Raw genomic sequence first — 19,122 nt, 5'->3', positions numbered from 1 at the left:
ACGAAATTTTTTATAGGCAAAAAGCATATATGACAAATCTAGCAGACTTTACTAGGTTTTTGGTTTTTTTACGGTTTTATCTTTATAATGGGCGGCTTTACGACATTGCTCGTATCGAACTTTGCTATTAATCGAACAAAATTTATTAAAAATCTCTTATTAAAATAGCGCTTATCAAAATAGTTGCCACTTTATCAATCATTATATTCTTAGTCTAATACACTAAGGCTTATGTCTCTTATATCATACATTTAACAGGTCAGTGTCATGGACTTATCGCTTTCTATTGAAGTTATTTTAATGCTGACGGCTGTCGCTGCGCTGGCAGGTTTCATCGATGCCATCGCTGGTGGTGGTGGTTTATTGACGATTCCAGCCATGCTGCTGGCTAATATTCCACCTGTGTTGACATTGGGCACCAATAAGCTACAAGCAGCTTCAGGAGCATTAGCAGCGTCTATTACTATGATTAAAAAGGGCGTAGTCAAACCCAAAAATATAAAGACAGCGATTATTGCAGCTTTTATTGGCTCTATCTTTGGCTCTATTGCCGTCCAGTTATCTCCACCTGATTTGTTGGAAACGCTCATTCCATTTTTGATAGCAGCAATTGGTATTTATACCTTGTTTGCGCCTAAACTTGGTGAGGTAGAAGCCGCCCCGCGTATCTCAAAAGGCGCTTGGCAAAAAGTTGCTGCGCCTTTGATTGGTTTTTATGATGGTTATATGGGACCTGGCACCGGTATGTTTTTTGCCTTAGGAAATGTGGCGTTACGCGGACAGAAAATTATCGAAGCAACTGGCGCAGCAAAGGTGCTGAACTTATCTACTAATATTGGTTCACTCATCTTCTTTATTTTAGGCGGTAATGTGTTGTGGAAAGTAGGGCTAGCAATGATGGTTGGACAGACGATAGGCGCTTATTTTGGCTCGCATATGGTAGTAAAAGGCGGCAGTAGACTCATTCGTCCAATGATTGTATTGGTGTGTTTAGCGATGCTGACCAAATATGTACTTGGTTAATTGAAAGTAGATGAATTAATCATAATTCTTATAATCTAAAAATATATTTGCTGCATTAAAAAACCTCAGACCAATCGGCTGAGGTTTTTAATATTTCATACAAGCTATTTCATATTAAGTATTTTCTATTAAGAATTAACTCCGTTTAATATCGTCGTATTCACTACCCATCACGCCATCATGAAAGACTGCGGATAATTCACGCTCGCTGTCTGCATCGATATGACCGTCAAACATCTCTTTTGCACCGGCATCAGGATCGTTATAAATAGCCAAATCCATCTCACCTTCTGACTTTGCAACGATGACTGTAACGGCCGCATCGCCACCAACGTTTACTGCCGTACGCAACATATCAAGAATACGGTCAACCCCTAAAATTAAACCAATACCTTCAATAGGTAGACCGACTTGAGCAAATACCATTGACAGCATAATTAAACCTACGCCCGGAACGCCTGCGGTGCCGATAGAGGCGAGCACTGACATCAGGATAACGGTCAGGTATCCGGTGATTCCTAATTGAACACCATACAGATTGGCGATAAAAATAGTCGCCGTACCTTGCATGATTGCTGTGCCATCCATATTGATCGTCGCACCAAATGGAATGGTAAAAGAAGCCACTGAGTTATTAACACCCATGCGCTTGGTGACCGTGCGTAAGGTGATTGGAATCGTTGCGTTCGAGCTTGAGGTACTAAAGGCAAAGATTTGTACTTCGCGCATTTTTGCCAAAAAAGTTTTGATCGACAAACCTGAAGTTAACTTAAGTATCACCATCATCGTGACAAAAAAGTGAAAGAAGAGCGCACCAACCAATACGGCAACATAACCTAGTAGTGACCAAATAAGATCTAATCCTAGCTCTGCCATTGCTTTGGTCAACAGTGCAAAGACACCATACGGCGCTAAATTCATAATGATGGTCACCATTTTTAAGATGACTTCATTAATCAGCTCTAAGCTTTGTACCAAACCTTTTGCAGGCTTACCCACCATCAGAATACTAATACCGATTAACATTGCAAAAAAGATAATCGATAGCATATCGCCATTTGCCATCGCGCTGATGGGGTTAGAGGGGATAATATTGGAGAAAACGTCAAGAAGTGGTGGTGCTGACTCTGCTTCGAATACCGCTTCGGTTTCGATTTGCATGCCTTTACCAATACCAAATAGTGAACCAAGCCCGATAGCCGTAGTAATCGCTAGTGCTGTGGTCACCATATAGATAAAGAATGTTTTGCCACCAATACGTCCCAATAGACGAATATCACCGATACCGCACACGCCACAGATAAGCGAAATCAAGACCAGTGGCACAACGAGCATTTTGAGTGAATTAACAAACAGCTTACCGATGATGGCAAAAAAACCATTGGTAATATAAGTATTAACGAAGCTACCTTCAGCGTTCAAGCCAAAGTAGTTTATAAATAGACCCAATATAATACCCAGTACCATGGCAACTATAATCTTGCCGGTCAGACCCAAATTTTTCCACATAAATTCTTTCCTTGGTGTTCATTACGTACAACAGTCACGCACAGTAATACAGGCAATAACGCCATCAATATGAGTGCAATATCGCTGTTACTATGGCTTTGGTGACGTCTATAAGTTTATTATCTGACCATCAAGCCAGATTTTGGGGACAATATAAAAGAATAGTTAGGGGTACTGCAAGAATTTTTTATGATTTAAATAGCGTGACATTACAGGATTAATATGTGTATTATTTTTAACCAATCAAAATTTTAGATAAACCAAAGTGAAAAAGATGTCAAAGACATACTAAAAAATAATATAAGTGGCTAAATAAAAAAGCGAGATGGCTCTAATGAGACCATCTCGCTTACATAAATTAATAAAGATACATGAATATAGATAGATACCGATAGTTAAACGAATCCTAGTTAGATATTGTCGTTTTCGTCACGTTGCAACCCATCTTTCCAAGTAGAGTCGCTATGTTCCATTATCTGCGTTTGCTCAGCGCTGTGAGCTTGTATATTATCAGAGCTAACCGAACCATCTTTATTTAAGCGATGGTTATAGCTCATGCGCTCGCTTAAGTGTGACTCTGCATCACGGTGACGAGGGTCAAGTGCCTGTGCTTTGGGATTTGAGTCGCCAAAATCGGTTTGTGCGCTAACTTCTTTAACCGTGTCTTGCTCGTCAACCATTTTCACATCACCATCGCTCTCATAGCCATGATTAGGATTGGCATCACCTGTTAAATCATTGTCCGTTGAATCTACGCTATCTGCTACTGGAGCGATATTGTCATGTGTTTGGTTCGTAGCTATACCATTCCTTGCATGAGCAGCATTTTTCAATTGTGCATAGTTAGTAAGCTTATTTACCGCATTCTCTAACGTATGTGGATTAATACGTTCTTGAGCTTTAGATAAATGCTCATCAAAAACATCGGTTAATAATGAATCAAAGCGCAAGGCATTGTAGCTAATTAGCTGCTCGGCTTCCTCTTCGGTAATATCACCGTTTTGACTGGCATAGACCACATGATCTTCAAAGGTCAGGCCCTCAAAGCTGTCTTTATGTTCTGCTTTTTTAAACTTCTGCCACAAGGGTTCAACGTCGAGCAGGGTTTGATAGGCGTGTTCAATACGTCCAGTGACATCATCTGGTTCAGTATTATAATACACCATGGTTTTAAGGTAATCGCGGAATGGATTGGCTTCGAAATCATCCATAAAGGTATCGCCCAATTCGCATTTCAACTCATCGCTCACTGGCGAAAAAATACGACCACTTGGGAATGTTACAAAGCTGACTAGACCGGCTGCCATACGGTTAGGGAAATTGGCAAACAAAGACATAAAGGCTTCTTGAATAGTATAAAGGCTATTTTTTAATGCGACTTCCGCATGTAAGCGTTCGGCTTTTGATTTAGTACCATATTGATAAAACTGTAAAATTGCAGTACAAATAAATAGATGTGAATGAATGTCTGCTAAGCGCCCAGAGAGCATCTCTTTGCGTTTTAAGTCCCCAGCGAGTAAGCCCAAAGACATATCCGCTGTTAAGGCAAAACCTGCGCTAAGACGGTTGATGTGCTTATAGTAAGGACGGGTAAAGCTATCGGCAAAACTTGGCGCATGATTGCTACCACCGACATAACCTGCGACAAATGCTTTTGCCCCGCGATTAAAGGTATAACCTAAGTGTTTAAAGAATAAATTATCGAACTGTTTAAGCGCGCCTTCTTTATCCTCGCTTTGCAGCAGTTGTAGTTCATCAAACAGATAAGGATGACAACGCATGGCGCCCTGACCAAAAATCATCAATGAGCGCGTCAGTATATTGGCACCCTCAACGGTAATGGAGACAGGAATGGCCTGATAAGGAGTCGCTAAAAAGTTACGAGGTCCCATTTGTACGGCGCGACCACCAACGACATCCATACCATCATTAATCACTGAACGCATGGTCTCAGTGGCATAGTATTTTGCCATGGCTGTCATAACCGATGGCGTACCACCTTGGTTTAAACCACAGGTGACCAAATGACGAAAGGCCTCTAACATATAGGTGTTACTGGCCATACGACTAGTGGCATCTTGTACGCCTTCGAATTTACCGACGGAGATTTTAAATTGTTCACGAACTTTTGCAAAAGCACCAACCGTTAAATAGGTCATTTCGCTCGCTGAAGTGGATAAAGCTGGCAACGAAATACCGCGCCCAACGCCCAAACATTCCATCAGCATACGCCAACCGCGTCCGGCATTTTCCACGCCACCGATAATATAGTCTAACGGTATAAAGACATCTGTACCATCGACCGTACCATTCATAAAAGGTGAGCCAATTGGGTTATGGCGCGGACCTGTAATGACGCCTTCATGGCTGGCAGGGACTAGCGCACAAGTGATACCGTAATCAGTCTTTTGAGGATTACCGAGCAATCCTTCTGGGTCATGCATTTGAAAGGCTAAACCAACGACCGTTGCAATAGGGGCTAACGTAATCCAACGTTTAGAGAAGTTCATACGCAGACCGAGGACCTGCTCGCCTTCATGCAACCCATAACAAACCACACCGGTATCAGGAATAGCGCCTGCGTCAGAGCCAGCTTCTGGACCGGTTAAGCCAAAGCAGGGAATTTCATCACCTTTAGCAAGACCAGGTAACCAACGTTGCTTTTGCTCATCGGTACCGTAGTGCATCAACAGCTCACCAGGACCAAGTGAATTGGGCACCATGCAAGTGACTGCTGCGGTCGGCGAGCGCGAAGCAATTTTACTCATCACGCGACTTTGAGCATAAGAGCTAAATGCTAAACCGCCGTATTCTTTCGGTATAATTAAGCCTAAAAAGCCATTAGCTTTGATAAATTGCCATGCTTCTGGTGACAATTCTTTATCTTCATGTTGGATTTGCCATTCATCAAGCATCATACATAGTGCTTCTACTTCGTTATCAATGAAGCTTTGCTCTTCTGCTGACAATTCTGGATAGGGATATTTTGCAAAAGTATCCCAATCAGGCGCACCCATAAACAGCTCTTTTTCCCACCAGCTAGTACCAGCATCAAGCGCTTCACGCTCCGTATCACTCATACTCGGCATCGCACCGCCCAATACTTTATAGACACGCTTGGTAATCAGGCTTTGACGAATAGGGTCAACGAGCAGCACTAAGCAAAGCAGCGCAAGTGATATCCCTAAAATAAGTGACCAAGGACTGATAAAGGCGGTAACAAGGACAGTAATAAGTGCAACAACACTGCCAGTGACGCGTGATAAAGACAACAAAAAGATGGCCAAGACCATGGCTAATTGAATGATGACTGCCAAAATAAATAAGCCAATGGCCATGATTGCCCCCTTTATAACGCTTTATAGAAAAGCGTCAAAATATAAGTGAATAAGAAAGTTTAAAATAACTATGATTGTTGTTTTATATTCCAACCGTTCTTTTTTATAGTAAATATTGGTTCTAAATATAGCCGCTCTAAAATAAAAACTTCATATTGGTAATAAATAAAAGCTTTCCCAAAAATAAAGTTAACTACTAATATGAAACAGTTGTTTATAACTATCAAGAGTGAAAACGCTACGCTGTGTCGATAATATGTATCAAGATTTGTGTATATAACGAAATACTATACATCAGCCGTTAGCCAAAAGGCGCTAAACAGCTTTCGGCATAAGATAAAGTCTCATTACGCCCAACAATAATGTGGTCGACCAAGGATAAATCTATGAGGTCGCAAGCTTTCTTTAGCTCATAGGTCAATAAGTTGTCTGCTGTCGATGGCGTGGCATCTGTATGCGGATGATTGTGAGCAATAATAAGCTGGCTTGCTGCGTGGCTTAACGCATGACGTAGCACATGCTTGATACAGACTGAGCAAGAAGAGATACCGCCTGTAAACAATATCTCAAAATTGATTAAATTTAATGCATTGTCCAAACAGAGTACCGCAAAGACTTCTCGCGGCTCACCACGCAGCTGAGTGCTGATATAGTCTTTGACCATTTGCGAGCGTCCGAGTGCTTTACCAGTTTTAAGCTGACTGTCTAAATAGCGCGTACCCATCTCAAGTGAGGCAAGTATCTGGGCGTATTTGGCTGGACCAATACCGTGACAGGCAAGAACCGTCTCTTGCGGTGCAGCTAAAAGTTCTGCGAGGCTACCAAACTGGTCTATCAAATGACGTGCTAGCTCGATTGCTGACTGCGACTGCGTACCTGTGCGTAAAAATATCGCTAATATTTCGGCATCAGATAAGTGAGCTGCGCCAAATTTCAGTAGTTTTTCACGCGGTCTATCATCTTCATGCCAGTCTTTGATGGCCATTGTCACTCCTTGAGAAGGGTTTGCTGCTTGATAAATAAGATAACTTCAGAAAACTCTCCCTAACTTATCGCATAATTGATACTATAAGCGCAATTTTATCTTTCAATTTTTTGTTGATGCCACGCTTATGTCAAATATCCTGCTTGCTATCACCGGCGGTATTGCCGCTTATAAATCTGCTGTATTTGCCCGCCTATTAATTAAGGCAGGCTTCGAGGTTCGCGTGATTATGACCTCAGGTGCTCAAGCTTTTATAACTCCGCTCACATTACAGGCTTTGACTGGTAATGAGGTGCATATCTCGTTACTCGATGAAAAAGCGGAAGCGGGAATGGGTCATATCGAGCTTGCCAAGTGGGCGGACCTTGTGGTCATCGCACCAGCCTCTGCCAACACTTTGGCGCGTCTAGCGATGGGTATGGCTGATGATTTACTGACGACCGTATGCCTTGCAACGACGGCACCGGTTATTATTGCACCAGCGATGAATCAGCAAATGTGGGCACATTCTGCAGTTAATTTAAATGTACAAACCTTGCGTGATATGAATTATCAAATCATTGCGCCTGCAAGTGGCGAGCAGGCGTGTGGTGATATAGGTGCAGGACGTTTGCCTGAGCCAGAAGCATTATTAGCCGAAGTGCTTTTGTTTAACGCCATGCAAACGACACCGCAGCTATTAGCAGGTAAAAGAGTGGTGATTACCGCCGGTCCAACGGTCGAAGCAATCGACCCCGTGCGTTATTTGTCCAACCACTCTACTGGTAAGATGGGTTTTGCGTTAGCGCGTGCTTGTGTTGCTGCTGGTGCAGACGTTATTTTGATTGTTGGTGGCAAAGTGGCACTACCGACACCGCTTAATGTCACGCGTATTGACGTACTGTCAGCTGCAGATATGCTACTAGTCGCGCAGCAATGTGTGACAGGTACGCATAGCGCGTTACAGTATGTGTTTGAAGACGAGAATGAGCATTCTCATAGCCATAAACATCATCATGCTGACTGTGGCTGTGATGATGAACACGGTGATGACCATACGAATTTGGCTCATGATGGCTCTGCTAGCGCTAATGAATCTTCGGCGCGTGCCGCCGATATCTTTATAGCCACAGCAGCAGTAGCAGACTATCGTACTGAGGAAGCCGCTCCGCAAAAAATCAAAAAAACCCAAGACGCTATGACCCTGAGCTTGGTCAAAAACCCTGACATCTTAGCGACGATTTCGCTTGCTCATCCAGAATTATTTGTCGTTGGTTTTGCCGCAGAAACGCAAGATGTCGAACGTTATGCTCGTGGTAAGCTGCTTTCAAAAGACCTAGATTTAATTGCTTGTAATGATGTATCTCGTGCAGATATTGGCTTTGCCAGTGATGACAATGCCATGGAAGTGTTTTTCTCAACCCGTTATGAGCACGATAGCATCACGCTTGATAAAGCTAGTAAGGATAAAATCGCCGAGCAGTTAGTCAGTATTATTGGCGAGGCAATTTGGCAACGTCACAATGCTTAATATCATTCCTAGAGCAGTTGTTAGTGTGATGGCCAATGCAATAATGACTGGTCATATAAGCATAGGTATAGAACAAGACATTAACCTTTGATTGGCAAGTCTAATATGACAGACATGATAGATGATGATAGCACGCAGACCTTATTGCTAATAGCTATCTTTGCGCTTGCGTCGCTATTGCATGGCATCAGCGGGCTAGGTGTGACCTTGGTGACTACCACCGCGCTTGCCAGTATGTATCCTTTGCCACATGCCATTGTTTTGGTTATTTTTCCCTCATTATTACTTAATGCGATGACTTGGCTGGCAGGTGGCGGCCGCACGATTTGGGAAAACTTTATTTATTATGGTAGGCGCTATTGGTTGCTTGCTTTAACCAGCTTACTTGGCAGTATGTTGGGGGCTAAATTATTGCTGTGGGTCGATAGCGCTTATATCTTGTTAGTATTGGCAGCTGTGATTGGATTTTATGTGATCAGTAGCTTGCTGGGTAAGCAAATTCGACTGCCTGCTACTAAGCCTATACTGATTCTCGTTGGGTTTAGTGCTGGCGTTATTGGCGGCGCGACCAATGCTATGTCGACTATATTGATGATGTATTTATTATCTGCCAGCAAAGATAAGAACACCATCGCTAAAGTCGGCAACATGTGCTATTTCTTGGGTAAAATTGCTCAAATAATTGTCCTGCGCGAGCCTATTATGGCGCTTAGTAGTGGGGAATGGCAACTGATTGCTTTATTTAGTGTCTTGTCTATCGCGATGCTTTTAGTCGGTATTCGCTTACGCCGTTATTTACCGCAAGCACGCTTTCGTCATCTTATTTTAGTGATTCTAACGGTGCTTGGTATACGTGTAGGCTGGCAAGGTATCAGCGCTTTTTTATAACCTAGCTAGCTTGGCAACTGGTTTTTTAGTTTGTATCTTGTACCGCTCTCGATTGAGATGACTCATCAAAAAATATCTGTTGCGCCAGTCGAAAGGTATTGCAATGCGCTTCAACCACATCGTTGATATCTTCTGAATAACCGCCGCCCATGACGATAGCGATTGGAATCTGTGCATTCTTTGCTTGGCGTAGTACATATTCGTCCCGCGCCTTACAGCCTGCAATTGTCAGTCCAAGCTTTCCTAGTTTATCAGTTGCTAGAACATCTACTGCAGACTGATAAAAAATTATATCAGGTGCAAAGTCCGCTATCAGTCTTGGTAGAGTTTGCGTTAAAATCTGTAAATATTTCTCATCATCGGTATCATTATCTAGCTCAATGTCCAAATCTGATATTTGCTTGCGAAATGGATAGTTCTTTGCGCCATGCATACTAAAGACAAAAACCCGTGGCTCATCTGTCATGATACTGGCATTACCATTACCTTGATGGACGTCCAAATCAACGACCAAAATCCTTTTTGCTTGTCCGCGATTTAATAATAAGTTGCTCGCGACACAGACATCATTAAAGACGCAAAACCCCTCACCATGGTCAGCAAAGGCGTGATGAGTGCCTCCTGCGACATTCATAGCAACGCCATATTGCTGTGCAAAAAGCGCGCATTCATAAGTAGCGTGAGCAATATAGCGCCCACGTTCTACCAGCTCAGGCGTCATCTCAAAGCCGATCGCTCGCACTTCTTTTCGTGGTAGCGTTTGGGTCTTAAGCTGATACCAATAGTCCGCAGTGTGCGTCGTTAAAATTTCATCTTCGCTTAAGCGTTTTGGCGCAAAAAAGTTATCAGCACTGATGGTTCCTTCTGCTAATAGGCGCTCAGGAATCATGGTATATTTTTGCATTGGGAAGCGATGTTTTTCGGGTACTGAATAACGGAAAATGTCAGAGTAGGCGATTTTTAGCATAGTGTTTCTAATATTGTATTGTTACTTTTATAAAAAATAAATTGTTGAAAAAGGTGTTTTAAAGCAAACTAGACGCTTGTTTTATAAGACATCAAGCACAGCTATTAATAGTAGTGCCTTCCTACTGAACAAACTGAGTGGGTAAAAAGAAGGTTCGTGAGTCTACTTGTTGGCGTAACTGTGACAGTAGATCTGGTAATTCTTCCGCTGGGTCTTGGTTATTAACCAAATCACTAAATATCTCATGAGCAACTGTTGTCATGGCAATGACACTTTGCAATAAATGCTCAAGTATATCGTCATCAAGCCCGACCGCTTCGATATCAATGGCGTTTTTATAACGTATTTCGCCATCATCAACATCCATCTCTAAATTGCCTATCATCATGTCGTAGTTAATTTGAGTAATCAATAACATAGCGGCACTTTGATGACTCTCTGGTATCAAAAATGGCAAGATACCATAGACTGCTAGCAGCTTATTCCTCTCTTGTACTCGAAACAGATAACCACAATCGAGTTGCTTATTACGCATTCTTAAAGACAAATAGTGTGATTTTTGGCTGTCTCTTATTTTGGGTTGATAATGATTATAGGGCCAGTCTTTATCGTCGAAATATTGTTTTAGAAAATCGACAATGAGCATGTCGCTCTCACTCTTTTGCGCTGCAATATGCTCAAAACCCTCACCAAAAGCTATTTCAGTCTCAATAGGCTCATTCATATCATTGTCGTTATCGGCAGAATTTGCCTCTTCGTAAGACTCATTTTTAGTGCTGAGAGTGCTATCAGTATTGCTAGGGTCAATATTTTTACTATCAGTATTCAGTTTATCAGTTGCGACTTGTGTAGCGTTCACCTGACTATTAGTCTCATTATCAAAATCAGCGATTGGTAAATGCTTAGACGATTTAATCTTATCGATAACAGAGCGTACAGTTGACCTTGTCAGCAGCTGTTTGATTTTTTGCCCTAAGCTGAATTTGTGACGTTGACTCATAGATAGTATGCTAACCAATAAATGAATAATAAGAGTTAATAAAAAATACGCATAAACAAGTAGTTAAAAAATTACTGGTCGTTAAAATTAAAAATGTTTTTGATATTGGGCTGGCTATAAAACTCTTGTAGCATTTCATGCAGATGCGCCGTCAACCATTGGCTTTCAAGGGCATCATATACGATAGGTAAGAGCGCCGTATTTAATTGCGTCATTACCTGTTCATCAATATATAAGCTTGCTGCTACGCAAGCAATAGTATCGGATTGATGATTGCGATACCAAGTATCAACGCTCGCCGCCACTAAGTTATGCAAATAGGGTGATAGGCGCAGTCGGTTATAGCTTTGTTGGATACTGGCTTCGATATGCTCAATGCTGCTATCGTTCGGCTCATCCCGTAAATAGGTTTGGATCTCGCTAATCGGTTGCTCTTTAATTCGTGCCCAACCTGTTATGAGTAAGCGTGCGACTTCTTCATTTGATAAGTGTTCTTGCGCGTTGGCTTCTGCTCGATGTGCCAAATCTTTAATATTGCGATGTAGATACGCCTGCAGTTTTTCATCAAGGTTTCTGTTGGTTGCTTTTTCAAACGAGCTGCGCCCAAGCTTCATGAGTTTACCAACACCGCCTGCTTTGTCTAGTGTAGTTTCCATGAAATCATTGATGGCATGATAAAGCGTTTGGGTCAGTAAATCTGCGAAAGTTTCGTTACCGACCAGCGTATGAATCAATATATTGCGCTGCTGCTCATGACTGCCAATATAGCTGGCAAGAATCTCAACTTGTGTGTCATCGACCAGTTCCGATAAAGGGACATTGTCATTGACTGGATGATAGATAATAGTATGCAAGATATCGCGGATATCGCTACGCACTACCTCGCTTAGTGGGTGATTCAATAGCCAGTCATTAATCAGATGCTGCAAGTTCTCGGCACTGACATACTTACTGAGTGGCTGATCGGCAAACCAGTGCCAGGCTTCGAAACTAAGCGGTTCGGCTTGCTTACGTAACCATTGCTGCATAAAAGTGACTTGCGCATCGATTAAGCTGTTTATGGTTAACATGTGCTGGTCTGAGTTTTGGATATCTTTTGAAGTCTGCATAGGTTTTGAGGTCATAGTAATCGACAATTTGTTATACTGTGTGGTTGTGGTAAGCATAAAGTATTATGCCATGAACATCGTCTTTGTTTGTGATGAATATTGACTGTTGCTTAATAAATAATGAGAGGTTTCGATGACGGCTCTGAATACCGCCTTACTTGCGCTTGATGAGCTGACCGTTCAGCGTGGTGAAACGCCTTTATGTGAAGGGGTGACGCTCAATTTACCTGCAGGCAGTATTTGCCATTTAGTTGGTGCTAATGGTACTGGTAAGACGACGTTACTCATGCAACTGGCTGGATTATTGCCGGTGCTAACAGGCGAGACTTACTATCAAGGGTCAGTCAGTTTACCTATTCAGCCTTTGTATGTCTCGCATCAATTGGGTATTCATCCTAATCTGACCGTTGCTCAAAACCTGACCTTTTTGCTCAATTTATATGGTATCTCGCCAAACGCTGCTGATATTGATAACGCCCTTACTTGGGTAGGGTTACAAGGCTTTGAAACCATCAGCTCAAGTCATTTATCTGCCGGTCAAACTCGGCGAATTACTCTTGCACGCTTATATTTATTGACGCCTGAAGTAACGCCATTATGGTTACTTGATGAGCCATTTACCGCGCTTGATGTCGATATGGTTGCACGCATGGAAGACAGATTACGTGATTTTGCCCATGAAGGCGGTGCGATACTAATGACCAGTCACCAAGCGGTGGGTGTTGCCAATAAAGTGCTCGATTTATCCGATTACATGGTATAAACGCTATCAGTATCATTGTCAGTATAAATGCGACAAGCATCAGTGGAAGAGTTAATAAATGACAGAGTCCCATACTCAGGTACAAACCGTGAATACCAGCTCAAATGCTAATACAGCTACTGTGCGTGGCATCAGTTTTATGCAGCTTTGGCGCCGTGAATGGCAAGTCAAGCAGCAAGGGGCAGTGCAGTGGTTGTATCCACTGATATTGTTTTTAGTCATTATTACCTTATTTCCGCTAGCGGTTGGTAGTGAGCCTGCATTATTGCAACGCCTTGGTGTATCGGCGGTATGGATTGCCGCTTTATTATCATTGGTAATGGGTGTCGATGGTTTATTCAAGCCCGCGCTTGATAATGGCACCTTAGCACAATTGGTCGTCGCTAAAGCCTCGCTGCCCTTATGGGTGCTGATTCGTTTGGTGATTCATTGGATTTTTAGTAGCGGTATTGTGGCAGCATTAAGTTTGCTCGCTGTACCTTTATTTCAGCTAAGCTGGTTTGAGGCGTGGATATTGATGGCATCGATTGTAGCCGGCAGCCCGATTCTACTAATGCTATCAGCGGTTGCGAGTAGTTTGACGCTATCATTAAAGAATGGCGCGGTTCTCGTGCCTTTAATCGCTTTGCCAATGCAGTTGCCGGTATTGATTTTTGCCACCGGTGCGGTCGATTTATTTGCCACGGGTCTTAACGGCTTGCCTATTTTGGCGTTGTTGCTGGCAGGCAGTATTATTTCAGTTTTAGTGATGCCATGGGTGATTGCCCTGACGCTAAAAATGTCGTGGCTCAATTAACAAATCATAATGGCAGATTGTTCATTCTGTTATTAAAGCCTTTTATATTAACAACATGATGAAAACGAGCAACTTTGCTATAATAGGCTATTAAACAAACAGTCACGTGTAGATTCTATCCAGCGTTTAACGCCAGTAGGTTAGCAGATAGTTTTATGAATCATGCGTTTTACTCGATAACCACCAGCTGCGCAATAGGTTTATGTCCATGCCCAACCTGAATAATGTCTCATCTCCTAGCCTGTGGCAACGCATTTGGCAAGTTTTCTTGACCACAGTGGGCACCAAGGAGTTCTTTCGTATCTTCTCGCCTTGGGTCAAGTGGCTGGCGATACTGGCGAGCCTTTGCCTGCTTATAGGCAGTGTTTGGGGTTTGGCTTTTGCGCCGCCCGATTATTTGCAAGGTAACAGCTACCGTATTATCTTTATCCATGTACCAGCGGCGAGTCTAGCTATTTCAATCTATTTCTCCTTAGCGGTACTTGGAGTTATTTATTTAGTCTGGAAAATTAAGACAGCAAGCCTTGTGGCGCAAGCACTTGCCCCTCTAGGGTTTTTATTGTGCGTCATTAGCTTGCTGACGGGTTCTATTTGGGCGAAACCGACTTGGGGTACCTATTGGGTTTGGGATGCACGCTTAACGTCGATGCTGATTTTAGCGTTTTTATATGCGGGTGTCATGGCATTGTTTGCCGCTTTCGAACACACCGCCAATCGTGGTAAGGCGGCGGCTATTTTATCCATCGTAGGTGCTGTCAACCTACCTATTATCAAGTATTCAGTACAGTGGTGGAATACCTTACATCAAGGCTCGACTTTTACTTTAACTGCCGCACCAAAAATGTCAGCAGATATGTGGATGCCATTGTTATTGATGATTATCGGTAGCTATTTACTAGTCGCAACATTAGCGATTTATCGTACGAACACGCTAATTTTGTATCGTGATCAAGGTAAAGCGTGGGTGAAAGAATACATTCGCGGGCAAGCCAAATAAACGTCGACAAACCAAATAATGGTTAGGAAAATATGATGCAACCTTACTTTTATAGCGTTTCTGAATTTATCGCCATGGGTGAGCATGGTGTTTTTGTTTGGTCATGCTGGGCAATTACTATTGGCATGATGCTGGTTTTTATCCTATATAGCCGTCGTCAACGACAAGCTTTGATAAAACAACTCACTATTCAACAAGCTCGTCAAGCACAGCGCGGCGCTAAAACGCCTAATCCAGCCACCAAGCAATCGTCTTAGAAAAATATTTTAATATCATATCTTTAGCCCATAATAAGCCCTACAATCACTGACAAATATATGACCTTGTCAGTGATTGTAGGGCTTATTGATTTATACAAAAAATGCTATCATATAGCTATTAGAAGAGTACGATTAGAAAGACATTATTAGAACGTTTTTCTAATGGTAGTTTGTTTAATATTTTCTGTTTTATAGCGTGACTGTATGTAAAACAGTGATTCATGAATGAGGTAGTAGTATGAACGCAGTTCGTCGCAAAAAACTGATGTGGGTTATGTTTACGCTTGCAGGGGCAGCGATAGCCGTAGTGTTGGTTATTTATGCAATTGGACAACAGACCGACTATTACTTTGACGCTACCGCCATTGCAAAAGGCGAAGCGCCGCAAGACAAACGTATTCGTGCAGGTGGCATGGTAGTAGCAGGCAGCGTAAAGCGAGCAGAAGACAATCCATTAAATGTTGAATTTGCTATTACGGACTTTGAATCGACAGTGCCAGTGACTTATCAAGGTATTTTGCCAGATTTGTTTGCTGAAAATTCAGGGGTAGTGGCTACAGGTAAAATGCAAGGCAATACCTTTGTCGCAGGCGAAGTATTAGCAAAGCATGACGAAAACTATATGCCACCAGAGGTGGCTAAATCGATGAAAGAAAATAATCGTAGCGGTGCCGTACCATCTTCTGAGCAGTACAATCCTGCTGAAAAGATTCATGAAACTAAGACATTGCAACAGTAGGGTTTCTCAATAGATCAGAGTTAAGTAGTAAAATTAGCACTTAAGTAATGAGAATTATAAAAAAGCCAGTGATATCTAATCACTGGCTTTTTTTATTCAGTATGCTCTAATAATTATTAATCATCCCATTCAGGCGAATAATCTGGATGCTTAATTTTACGTCCATCAGCACGAGCTAAGCCGCTTATTTTCTCAATCTCATCAGCACTCAATTGTACATTGATCGCATCTAAGTTACCTTGGAGGTGGTCAGGGTTGGACGTCTTTGGAATAGCAATACGATGTTTATCGGACAAAATCCAGGCTAATGATACTTGAGCTGGGGTGATACCATGGTGGTCAGCGATTTCTTTCATAACTTCATTATCGAATACATCACCGCGTGCAAGTGGCGAATAGGCTTCTAATAAAATATGATAGTTATTTAAAAAGGTCTGCAAGGTGTTTTGCTTGATAAAAGGATGAAACTCGACTTGGTTGACGACTATAGGCATGTCAGCGTATTTTCTGGCTTCAATGATATTGGCGATATTAAAGTTAGAAACACCAATATTACGAGTTAGCCCTTGTTTTTGTAGCTCACATAACGCAGGAATGGTTTCTGATAAAGGTACACGGTCATCAGGCCAGTGTAATAGTAGTAAATCAACGTAATCAGTATCTAAGTTTTCTAAAGAGCGTTTAGCTGCGGCAACAAGCTTTTCTGGCTCAAACTTCATGTCATCAGGAAATATTTTTGTGGTTAAAAAGAACTTATCGCGAGCTACGCCTGATTGCTTGATACCTTGACCGACTTCCTTCTCATTACCATAAGCTTGGGCAGTATCGATATGCTCGTAGCCCATTTTTAATCCCTGACTGACGACGTCAATACAGTCTTGTCCCGTTGATTGCCAAGTACCAAGTCCAAGCACGGGAATGTTTGCTTGTCCTGCTGTACGGATATTATAAGTTTTAGCCCGCATAAGATTTTCCTTGTTATTGATATTTTATGGATTTTAAAAGCAGTTATTTTAAAAATAGCTAATAGTAAAAATAGCCGTCGTTTATCTAACTGATGTTTGGCTTATTATTTAACTGGGTCGCTATTAGCTCATCTACTATAGAAAAAAGGCGAGATAAGTGAAAGGGCAGGTGACGCTTTCCTACAAAGGGCAAACAGGCTGTAACGTGATTTTGATTATTGTTTGCTTATCATTGCTAAACTACACGCCAAAAAAAGCCCACTATTGATAAATAATGGGCTTTTATTTTTACTCAAAACGACTTGTTTATTTAAATAAGTTGTCTCAAGTTTAACCTCTTGTCATGACTATGTTAATTATTTAGCAGCTTCTACAGGTGCTGCTTTAGCAGCAGTATCTGTGTGAGCGCTATGGTCAGCACCCCAGATTTTTGGATATTTATAACCAGGGAAAGTCTCATGAGCATATTTTTTAAAGGCATCTGAGTTATAAGCGTTGGTCACGTCTTTGACCCATTTTTTATCTTTATCAGCAGTTTTGACGGCAGACCAGTTCACATAAGCAAAGCTTGGCTCTTGAAATAGCGCCTCTGTCAGCTTGATGCCTGAATCGGTCGCGTAGTTACCGTTAATGATGGCAAAGTCTACTTCGTCACGCGCACGAGGTAACTGCGCAGCTTCCAATTCAACGATTTTGATATCGTATTTGCTGTTGTCAGCGATATCAGCTTTTGAGGCAGTCAATGGATCAATATTGTCTTTTAGCGTAATCCAGCTAAGCTCATTCATCATTACTAACGCACGGGCAAAGTTACTTGGATCATTCGGTGCAGAAACACTCATGCCTTTAAAGGCTTCATCGATTTTGGTTTTCTTACCTGAGTAAACACCAAGTGGCGCTGTTGGTACTTGGAAAACTTCGACCAAATCAAGATTATTTTCTTTTTTGAATGTATCTAGGTAAGGCTTATGTTGGAAAATATTGATATCTAAATCGCCATCTGCTAACGCAACGTTTGGACGAACATAATCGGTAAACGTTACTAGCTCAACTTCATAACCTTGTGCTTCAAGCGAACCTTTTACTTGGTTGCGCACCATATCAGCGAAATCGCCTTCAGTCGTACCAATGATAATTTTACTGTGTTCTGGATCGATATCACTGGTCGCAGTGGTTTCGGTAGTTTCGGTTGCGCCTTCAGTCACTGGCTCTTTAGTGGCTTCTGGTGCTGATGAATTATTGCAACCGACTAATACTAGACCTGATACGCCAACGGCCGCAAATGCCGTCGCTACTTGACGACTGATATCTGTTAACTTCATGGAACTTCCTTAATAGAGATAGGGATAAAGGGATAGAATACTGAGATCAAAACGGGATTAAAAGACTGCATTAAAAAAGCAACATTATGAATAGTAATGCTGCTAAGTTAACGAGTGTTAAGATAGTATCAAAATTAAAGGGAATCGGTTACAAAGTCAAGTATTCGCTTAGGATGAATCGGCATTAAACCTTGAGTATTAAGCATATCCAGCATTATGAAATGATTAATATCTCATTTTAATTAGCCAAGAAATAATGGTTTTTAACGCTTATCCAATCGAGTTGCTATCCAGTTACCTAATGCTTGAATGCCAATCACCATAATGGATAGCATAATGACGATAAATACCATGACTTCAGTTTGATAGCGATAGTAACCATAGCGAATCGCTAAGTCACCTAAACCGCCACCGCCAATCATACCAGCGGCTGCTGAAAAAGACAGTAAGCTGATGCAAAGGATGGTCACGGATAACACCAAACCAGAGCGTGCTTCGTTCAGTAATACTTTGATGATCGTAAAGGGGCGTGCGCCCATCGATTCGGTCGCTTCAATAATACCGCGCGGCACTTCACGTAAGTTTTGCTCGACCAAACGTGCAAAATAAAATGAACCAGCAATTGCCAGTACCAACGAGGCAGCGATAGGTCCAATACCCGTACCGACAATGGCTTTGGTAAAGGGACTCATTGCAATCATCAAAATCACAAACGGGAAAGCGCGCATAAAGTTGGTGATGGCGCCAAGCACACCATAAAGGGTTTTATTCTGCAAAAACTGCCGATCACTGGATAAAAATAAGAAAACGCCAAACAGACCGCCGATAAGAATGGCGACTGTGGTTGAGATACCCAGCATAATAAAAGTATCTAAAAACGCCTGCCAAATCTCTTTACGCAGCACGAGTAGCTTGTCTATCGAGGCGGATAATTCTACACCGGTTATCATG

17 protein-coding genes are annotated in these 19,122 nt (G+C 42.0%); 8 read left to right on the top strand and 9 right to left on the bottom strand.

Annotated features, from left to right (window positions below):
- Nucleotides 1-267 precede the first annotated feature (267 nt).
- Nucleotides 268-1,023, top strand: a complete 756-nt coding sequence (locus ACMHKH_RS04075) for a TSUP family transporter (RefSeq protein ID WP_413519384.1) — start codon at nt 268-270, stop codon at nt 1,021-1,023.
- 135 nt (nt 1,024-1,158) lie between these two features.
- On the opposite strand, the gene ACMHKH_RS04070 is transcribed toward ACMHKH_RS04075, so the two are convergent.
- The 3 genes from ACMHKH_RS04070 to radC all read right to left on the bottom strand — a co-directional run bounded on the left by ACMHKH_RS04070 (nt 1,159) and on the right by radC (nt 6,855).
- Nucleotides 1,159-2,532, bottom strand: a complete 1,374-nt coding sequence (locus ACMHKH_RS04070) for a dicarboxylate/amino acid:cation symporter (protein WP_413519383.1) — start codon at nt 2,530-2,532, stop codon at nt 1,159-1,161.
- Nucleotides 2,533-2,942: 410 nt separating this feature from the next.
- Nucleotides 2,943-5,870, bottom strand: coding sequence for an acyl-CoA dehydrogenase (locus ACMHKH_RS04065; RefSeq protein ID WP_413519382.1), 2,928 nt, complete (start codon nt 5,868-5,870; stop codon nt 2,943-2,945).
- A 301-nt stretch (nt 5,871-6,171) separates the two neighbouring features.
- Nucleotides 6,172-6,855 carry a RadC family protein gene (gene radC / locus ACMHKH_RS04060; protein ID WP_413519381.1) on the bottom strand — a complete coding sequence of 228 codons (684 nt, stop codon included), beginning with the start codon at nt 6,853-6,855 and terminating at the stop codon, nt 6,172-6,174.
- A gap of 127 nt (nt 6,856-6,982) precedes the next feature.
- Here radC and coaBC point away from each other — a divergent pair, with 127 nt between their 5' ends.
- Both coaBC and ACMHKH_RS04050 read left to right on the top strand, forming a co-directional pair.
- Nucleotides 6,983-8,365: a bifunctional phosphopantothenoylcysteine decarboxylase/phosphopantothenate--cysteine ligase CoaBC gene (gene coaBC, locus ACMHKH_RS04055; protein ID WP_413519380.1), complete on the top strand. Its 1,383-nt coding sequence runs from the start codon at nt 6,983-6,985 to the stop codon at nt 8,363-8,365.
- Between the two features lie 105 nt (nt 8,366-8,470).
- Complete coding sequence (locus tag ACMHKH_RS04050) at nt 8,471-9,253, top strand: sulfite exporter TauE/SafE family protein (protein WP_413519379.1); 783 nt, start codon at nt 8,471-8,473, stop codon at nt 9,251-9,253.
- A 25-nt stretch (nt 9,254-9,278) separates the two neighbouring features.
- Here the strand turns inward: ACMHKH_RS04050 and ACMHKH_RS04045 are convergent, their stop codons facing one another.
- From ACMHKH_RS04045 to ACMHKH_RS04035, 3 genes are all read right to left on the bottom strand, one after another.
- Nucleotides 9,279-10,220: a histone deacetylase gene (locus ACMHKH_RS04045; RefSeq protein WP_413519378.1), complete on the bottom strand. Its 942-nt coding sequence runs from the start codon at nt 10,218-10,220 to the stop codon at nt 9,279-9,281.
- 121 nt (nt 10,221-10,341) lie between these two features.
- Nucleotides 10,342-11,220, bottom strand: a complete 879-nt coding sequence (locus tag ACMHKH_RS04040; RefSeq protein WP_413519377.1) for a hypothetical protein — start codon at nt 11,218-11,220, stop codon at nt 10,342-10,344.
- A gap of 71 nt (nt 11,221-11,291) precedes the next feature.
- Entirely contained in the window at nt 11,292-12,386 is a 1,095-nt protein-coding gene (locus ACMHKH_RS04035; protein ID WP_413519376.1) for a hypothetical protein, read from the bottom strand.
- Between the two features lie 76 nt (nt 12,387-12,462).
- On the opposite strand from ACMHKH_RS04035, the gene ccmA reads away from it, so the two are divergent.
- The 5 genes from ccmA to ccmE all read left to right on the top strand — a co-directional run bounded on the left by ccmA (nt 12,463) and on the right by ccmE (nt 15,884).
- Complete coding sequence (gene ccmA, locus ACMHKH_RS04030) at nt 12,463-13,092, top strand: heme ABC exporter ATP-binding protein CcmA (protein WP_413519375.1); 630 nt, start codon at nt 12,463-12,465, stop codon at nt 13,090-13,092.
- A gap of 139 nt (nt 13,093-13,231) precedes the next feature.
- Complete coding sequence (locus tag ACMHKH_RS04025; protein WP_413519403.1) at nt 13,232-13,888, top strand: heme exporter protein CcmB; 657 nt, start codon at nt 13,232-13,234, stop codon at nt 13,886-13,888.
- Nucleotides 13,889-14,096: 208 nt separating this feature from the next.
- Nucleotides 14,097-14,885: a heme ABC transporter permease CcmC gene (gene ccmC, locus ACMHKH_RS04020; protein WP_413519374.1), complete on the top strand. Its 789-nt coding sequence runs from the start codon at nt 14,097-14,099 to the stop codon at nt 14,883-14,885.
- Nucleotides 14,886-14,917: 32 nt separating this feature from the next.
- On the top strand, nt 14,918-15,142 hold the full coding sequence (gene ccmD / locus ACMHKH_RS04015; protein ID WP_413519373.1) for a heme exporter protein CcmD: 225 nt from the start codon (nt 14,918-14,920) through the stop codon (nt 15,140-15,142).
- 241 nt (nt 15,143-15,383) lie between these two features.
- A complete protein-coding gene (gene ccmE, locus ACMHKH_RS04010) occupies nt 15,384-15,884 on the top strand; it encodes a cytochrome c maturation protein CcmE (protein WP_413519372.1) in 501 nt (166 codons plus the stop codon).
- Between the two features lie 116 nt (nt 15,885-16,000).
- Here the strand turns inward: ccmE and ACMHKH_RS04005 are convergent, their stop codons facing one another.
- From ACMHKH_RS04005 to ACMHKH_RS03995, 3 genes are all read right to left on the bottom strand, one after another.
- Nucleotides 16,001-16,849 (bottom strand): aldo/keto reductase, encoded by an 849-nt coding sequence (locus tag ACMHKH_RS04005; protein WP_413519371.1) that lies wholly within the window; start codon nt 16,847-16,849, stop codon nt 16,001-16,003.
- A 356-nt stretch (nt 16,850-17,205) separates the two neighbouring features.
- Nucleotides 17,206-18,171, bottom strand: a complete 966-nt coding sequence (locus tag ACMHKH_RS04000; RefSeq protein WP_413519370.1) for a MetQ/NlpA family ABC transporter substrate-binding protein — start codon at nt 18,169-18,171, stop codon at nt 17,206-17,208.
- A 263-nt stretch (nt 18,172-18,434) separates the two neighbouring features.
- The gene (locus tag ACMHKH_RS03995; RefSeq protein WP_413519369.1) at nt 18,435-19,121 is read right to left on the bottom strand and encodes a methionine ABC transporter permease; all 687 of its coding nucleotides are present in this window, start codon (nt 19,119-19,121) and stop codon (nt 18,435-18,437) included.
- Between the last annotated feature and the right edge of the window lies 1 nt (nt 19,122).

Source organism: Psychrobacter glacincola (assembly GCF_965118485.1).
Lineage (GTDB): Bacteria > Pseudomonadota > Gammaproteobacteria > Pseudomonadales > Moraxellaceae > Psychrobacter > Psychrobacter glacincola_D.
This window is presented reverse-complemented; position numbering and strand designations above follow the sequence as displayed.

Excerpts from the sequence above, each read along its gene's own strand:
- ACMHKH_RS04075 (WP_413519384.1), top strand. The coding sequence starts at position 268 with ATGGACTTATCGCTTTCTATTGAAGTTATTTTAATGCTGACGGCTGTC.
- ACMHKH_RS04070 (WP_413519383.1), bottom strand. The coding sequence starts at position 2,532 with ATGTGGAAAAATTTGGGTCTGACCGGCAAGATTATAGTTGCCATGGTA.
- ACMHKH_RS04065 (WP_413519382.1), bottom strand. The coding sequence starts at position 5,870 with ATGGCCATTGGCTTATTTATTTTGGCAGTCATCATTCAATTAGCCATG.
- radC (WP_413519381.1), bottom strand. The coding sequence starts at position 6,855 with ATGGCCATCAAAGACTGGCATGAAGATGATAGACCGCGTGAAAAACTA.
- coaBC (WP_413519380.1), top strand. The coding sequence starts at position 6,983 with ATGTCAAATATCCTGCTTGCTATCACCGGCGGTATTGCCGCTTATAAA.
- ACMHKH_RS04050 (WP_413519379.1), top strand. The coding sequence starts at position 8,471 with ATGACAGACATGATAGATGATGATAGCACGCAGACCTTATTGCTAATA.
- ACMHKH_RS04045 (WP_413519378.1), bottom strand. The coding sequence starts at position 10,220 with ATGCTAAAAATCGCCTACTCTGACATTTTCCGTTATTCAGTACCCGAA.
- ACMHKH_RS04040 (WP_413519377.1), bottom strand. The coding sequence starts at position 11,220 with ATGAGTCAACGTCACAAATTCAGCTTAGGGCAAAAAATCAAACAGCTG.
- ACMHKH_RS04035 (WP_413519376.1), bottom strand. The coding sequence starts at position 12,386 with ATGCTTACCACAACCACACAGTATAACAAATTGTCGATTACTATGACC.
- ccmA (WP_413519375.1), top strand. The coding sequence starts at position 12,463 with ATGACGGCTCTGAATACCGCCTTACTTGCGCTTGATGAGCTGACCGTT.
- ACMHKH_RS04025 (WP_413519403.1), top strand. The coding sequence starts at position 13,232 with ATGCAGCTTTGGCGCCGTGAATGGCAAGTCAAGCAGCAAGGGGCAGTG.
- ccmC (WP_413519374.1), top strand. The coding sequence starts at position 14,097 with ATGCCCAACCTGAATAATGTCTCATCTCCTAGCCTGTGGCAACGCATT.
- ccmD (WP_413519373.1), top strand. The coding sequence starts at position 14,918 with ATGATGCAACCTTACTTTTATAGCGTTTCTGAATTTATCGCCATGGGT.
- ccmE (WP_413519372.1), top strand. The coding sequence starts at position 15,384 with ATGAACGCAGTTCGTCGCAAAAAACTGATGTGGGTTATGTTTACGCTT.
- ACMHKH_RS04005 (WP_413519371.1), bottom strand. The coding sequence starts at position 16,849 with ATGCGGGCTAAAACTTATAATATCCGTACAGCAGGACAAGCAAACATT.
- ACMHKH_RS04000 (WP_413519370.1), bottom strand. The coding sequence starts at position 18,171 with ATGAAGTTAACAGATATCAGTCGTCAAGTAGCGACGGCATTTGCGGCC.
- ACMHKH_RS03995 (WP_413519369.1), bottom strand. The coding sequence starts at position 19,121 with ATGATAACCGGTGTAGAATTATCCGCCTCGATAGACAAGCTACTCGTG.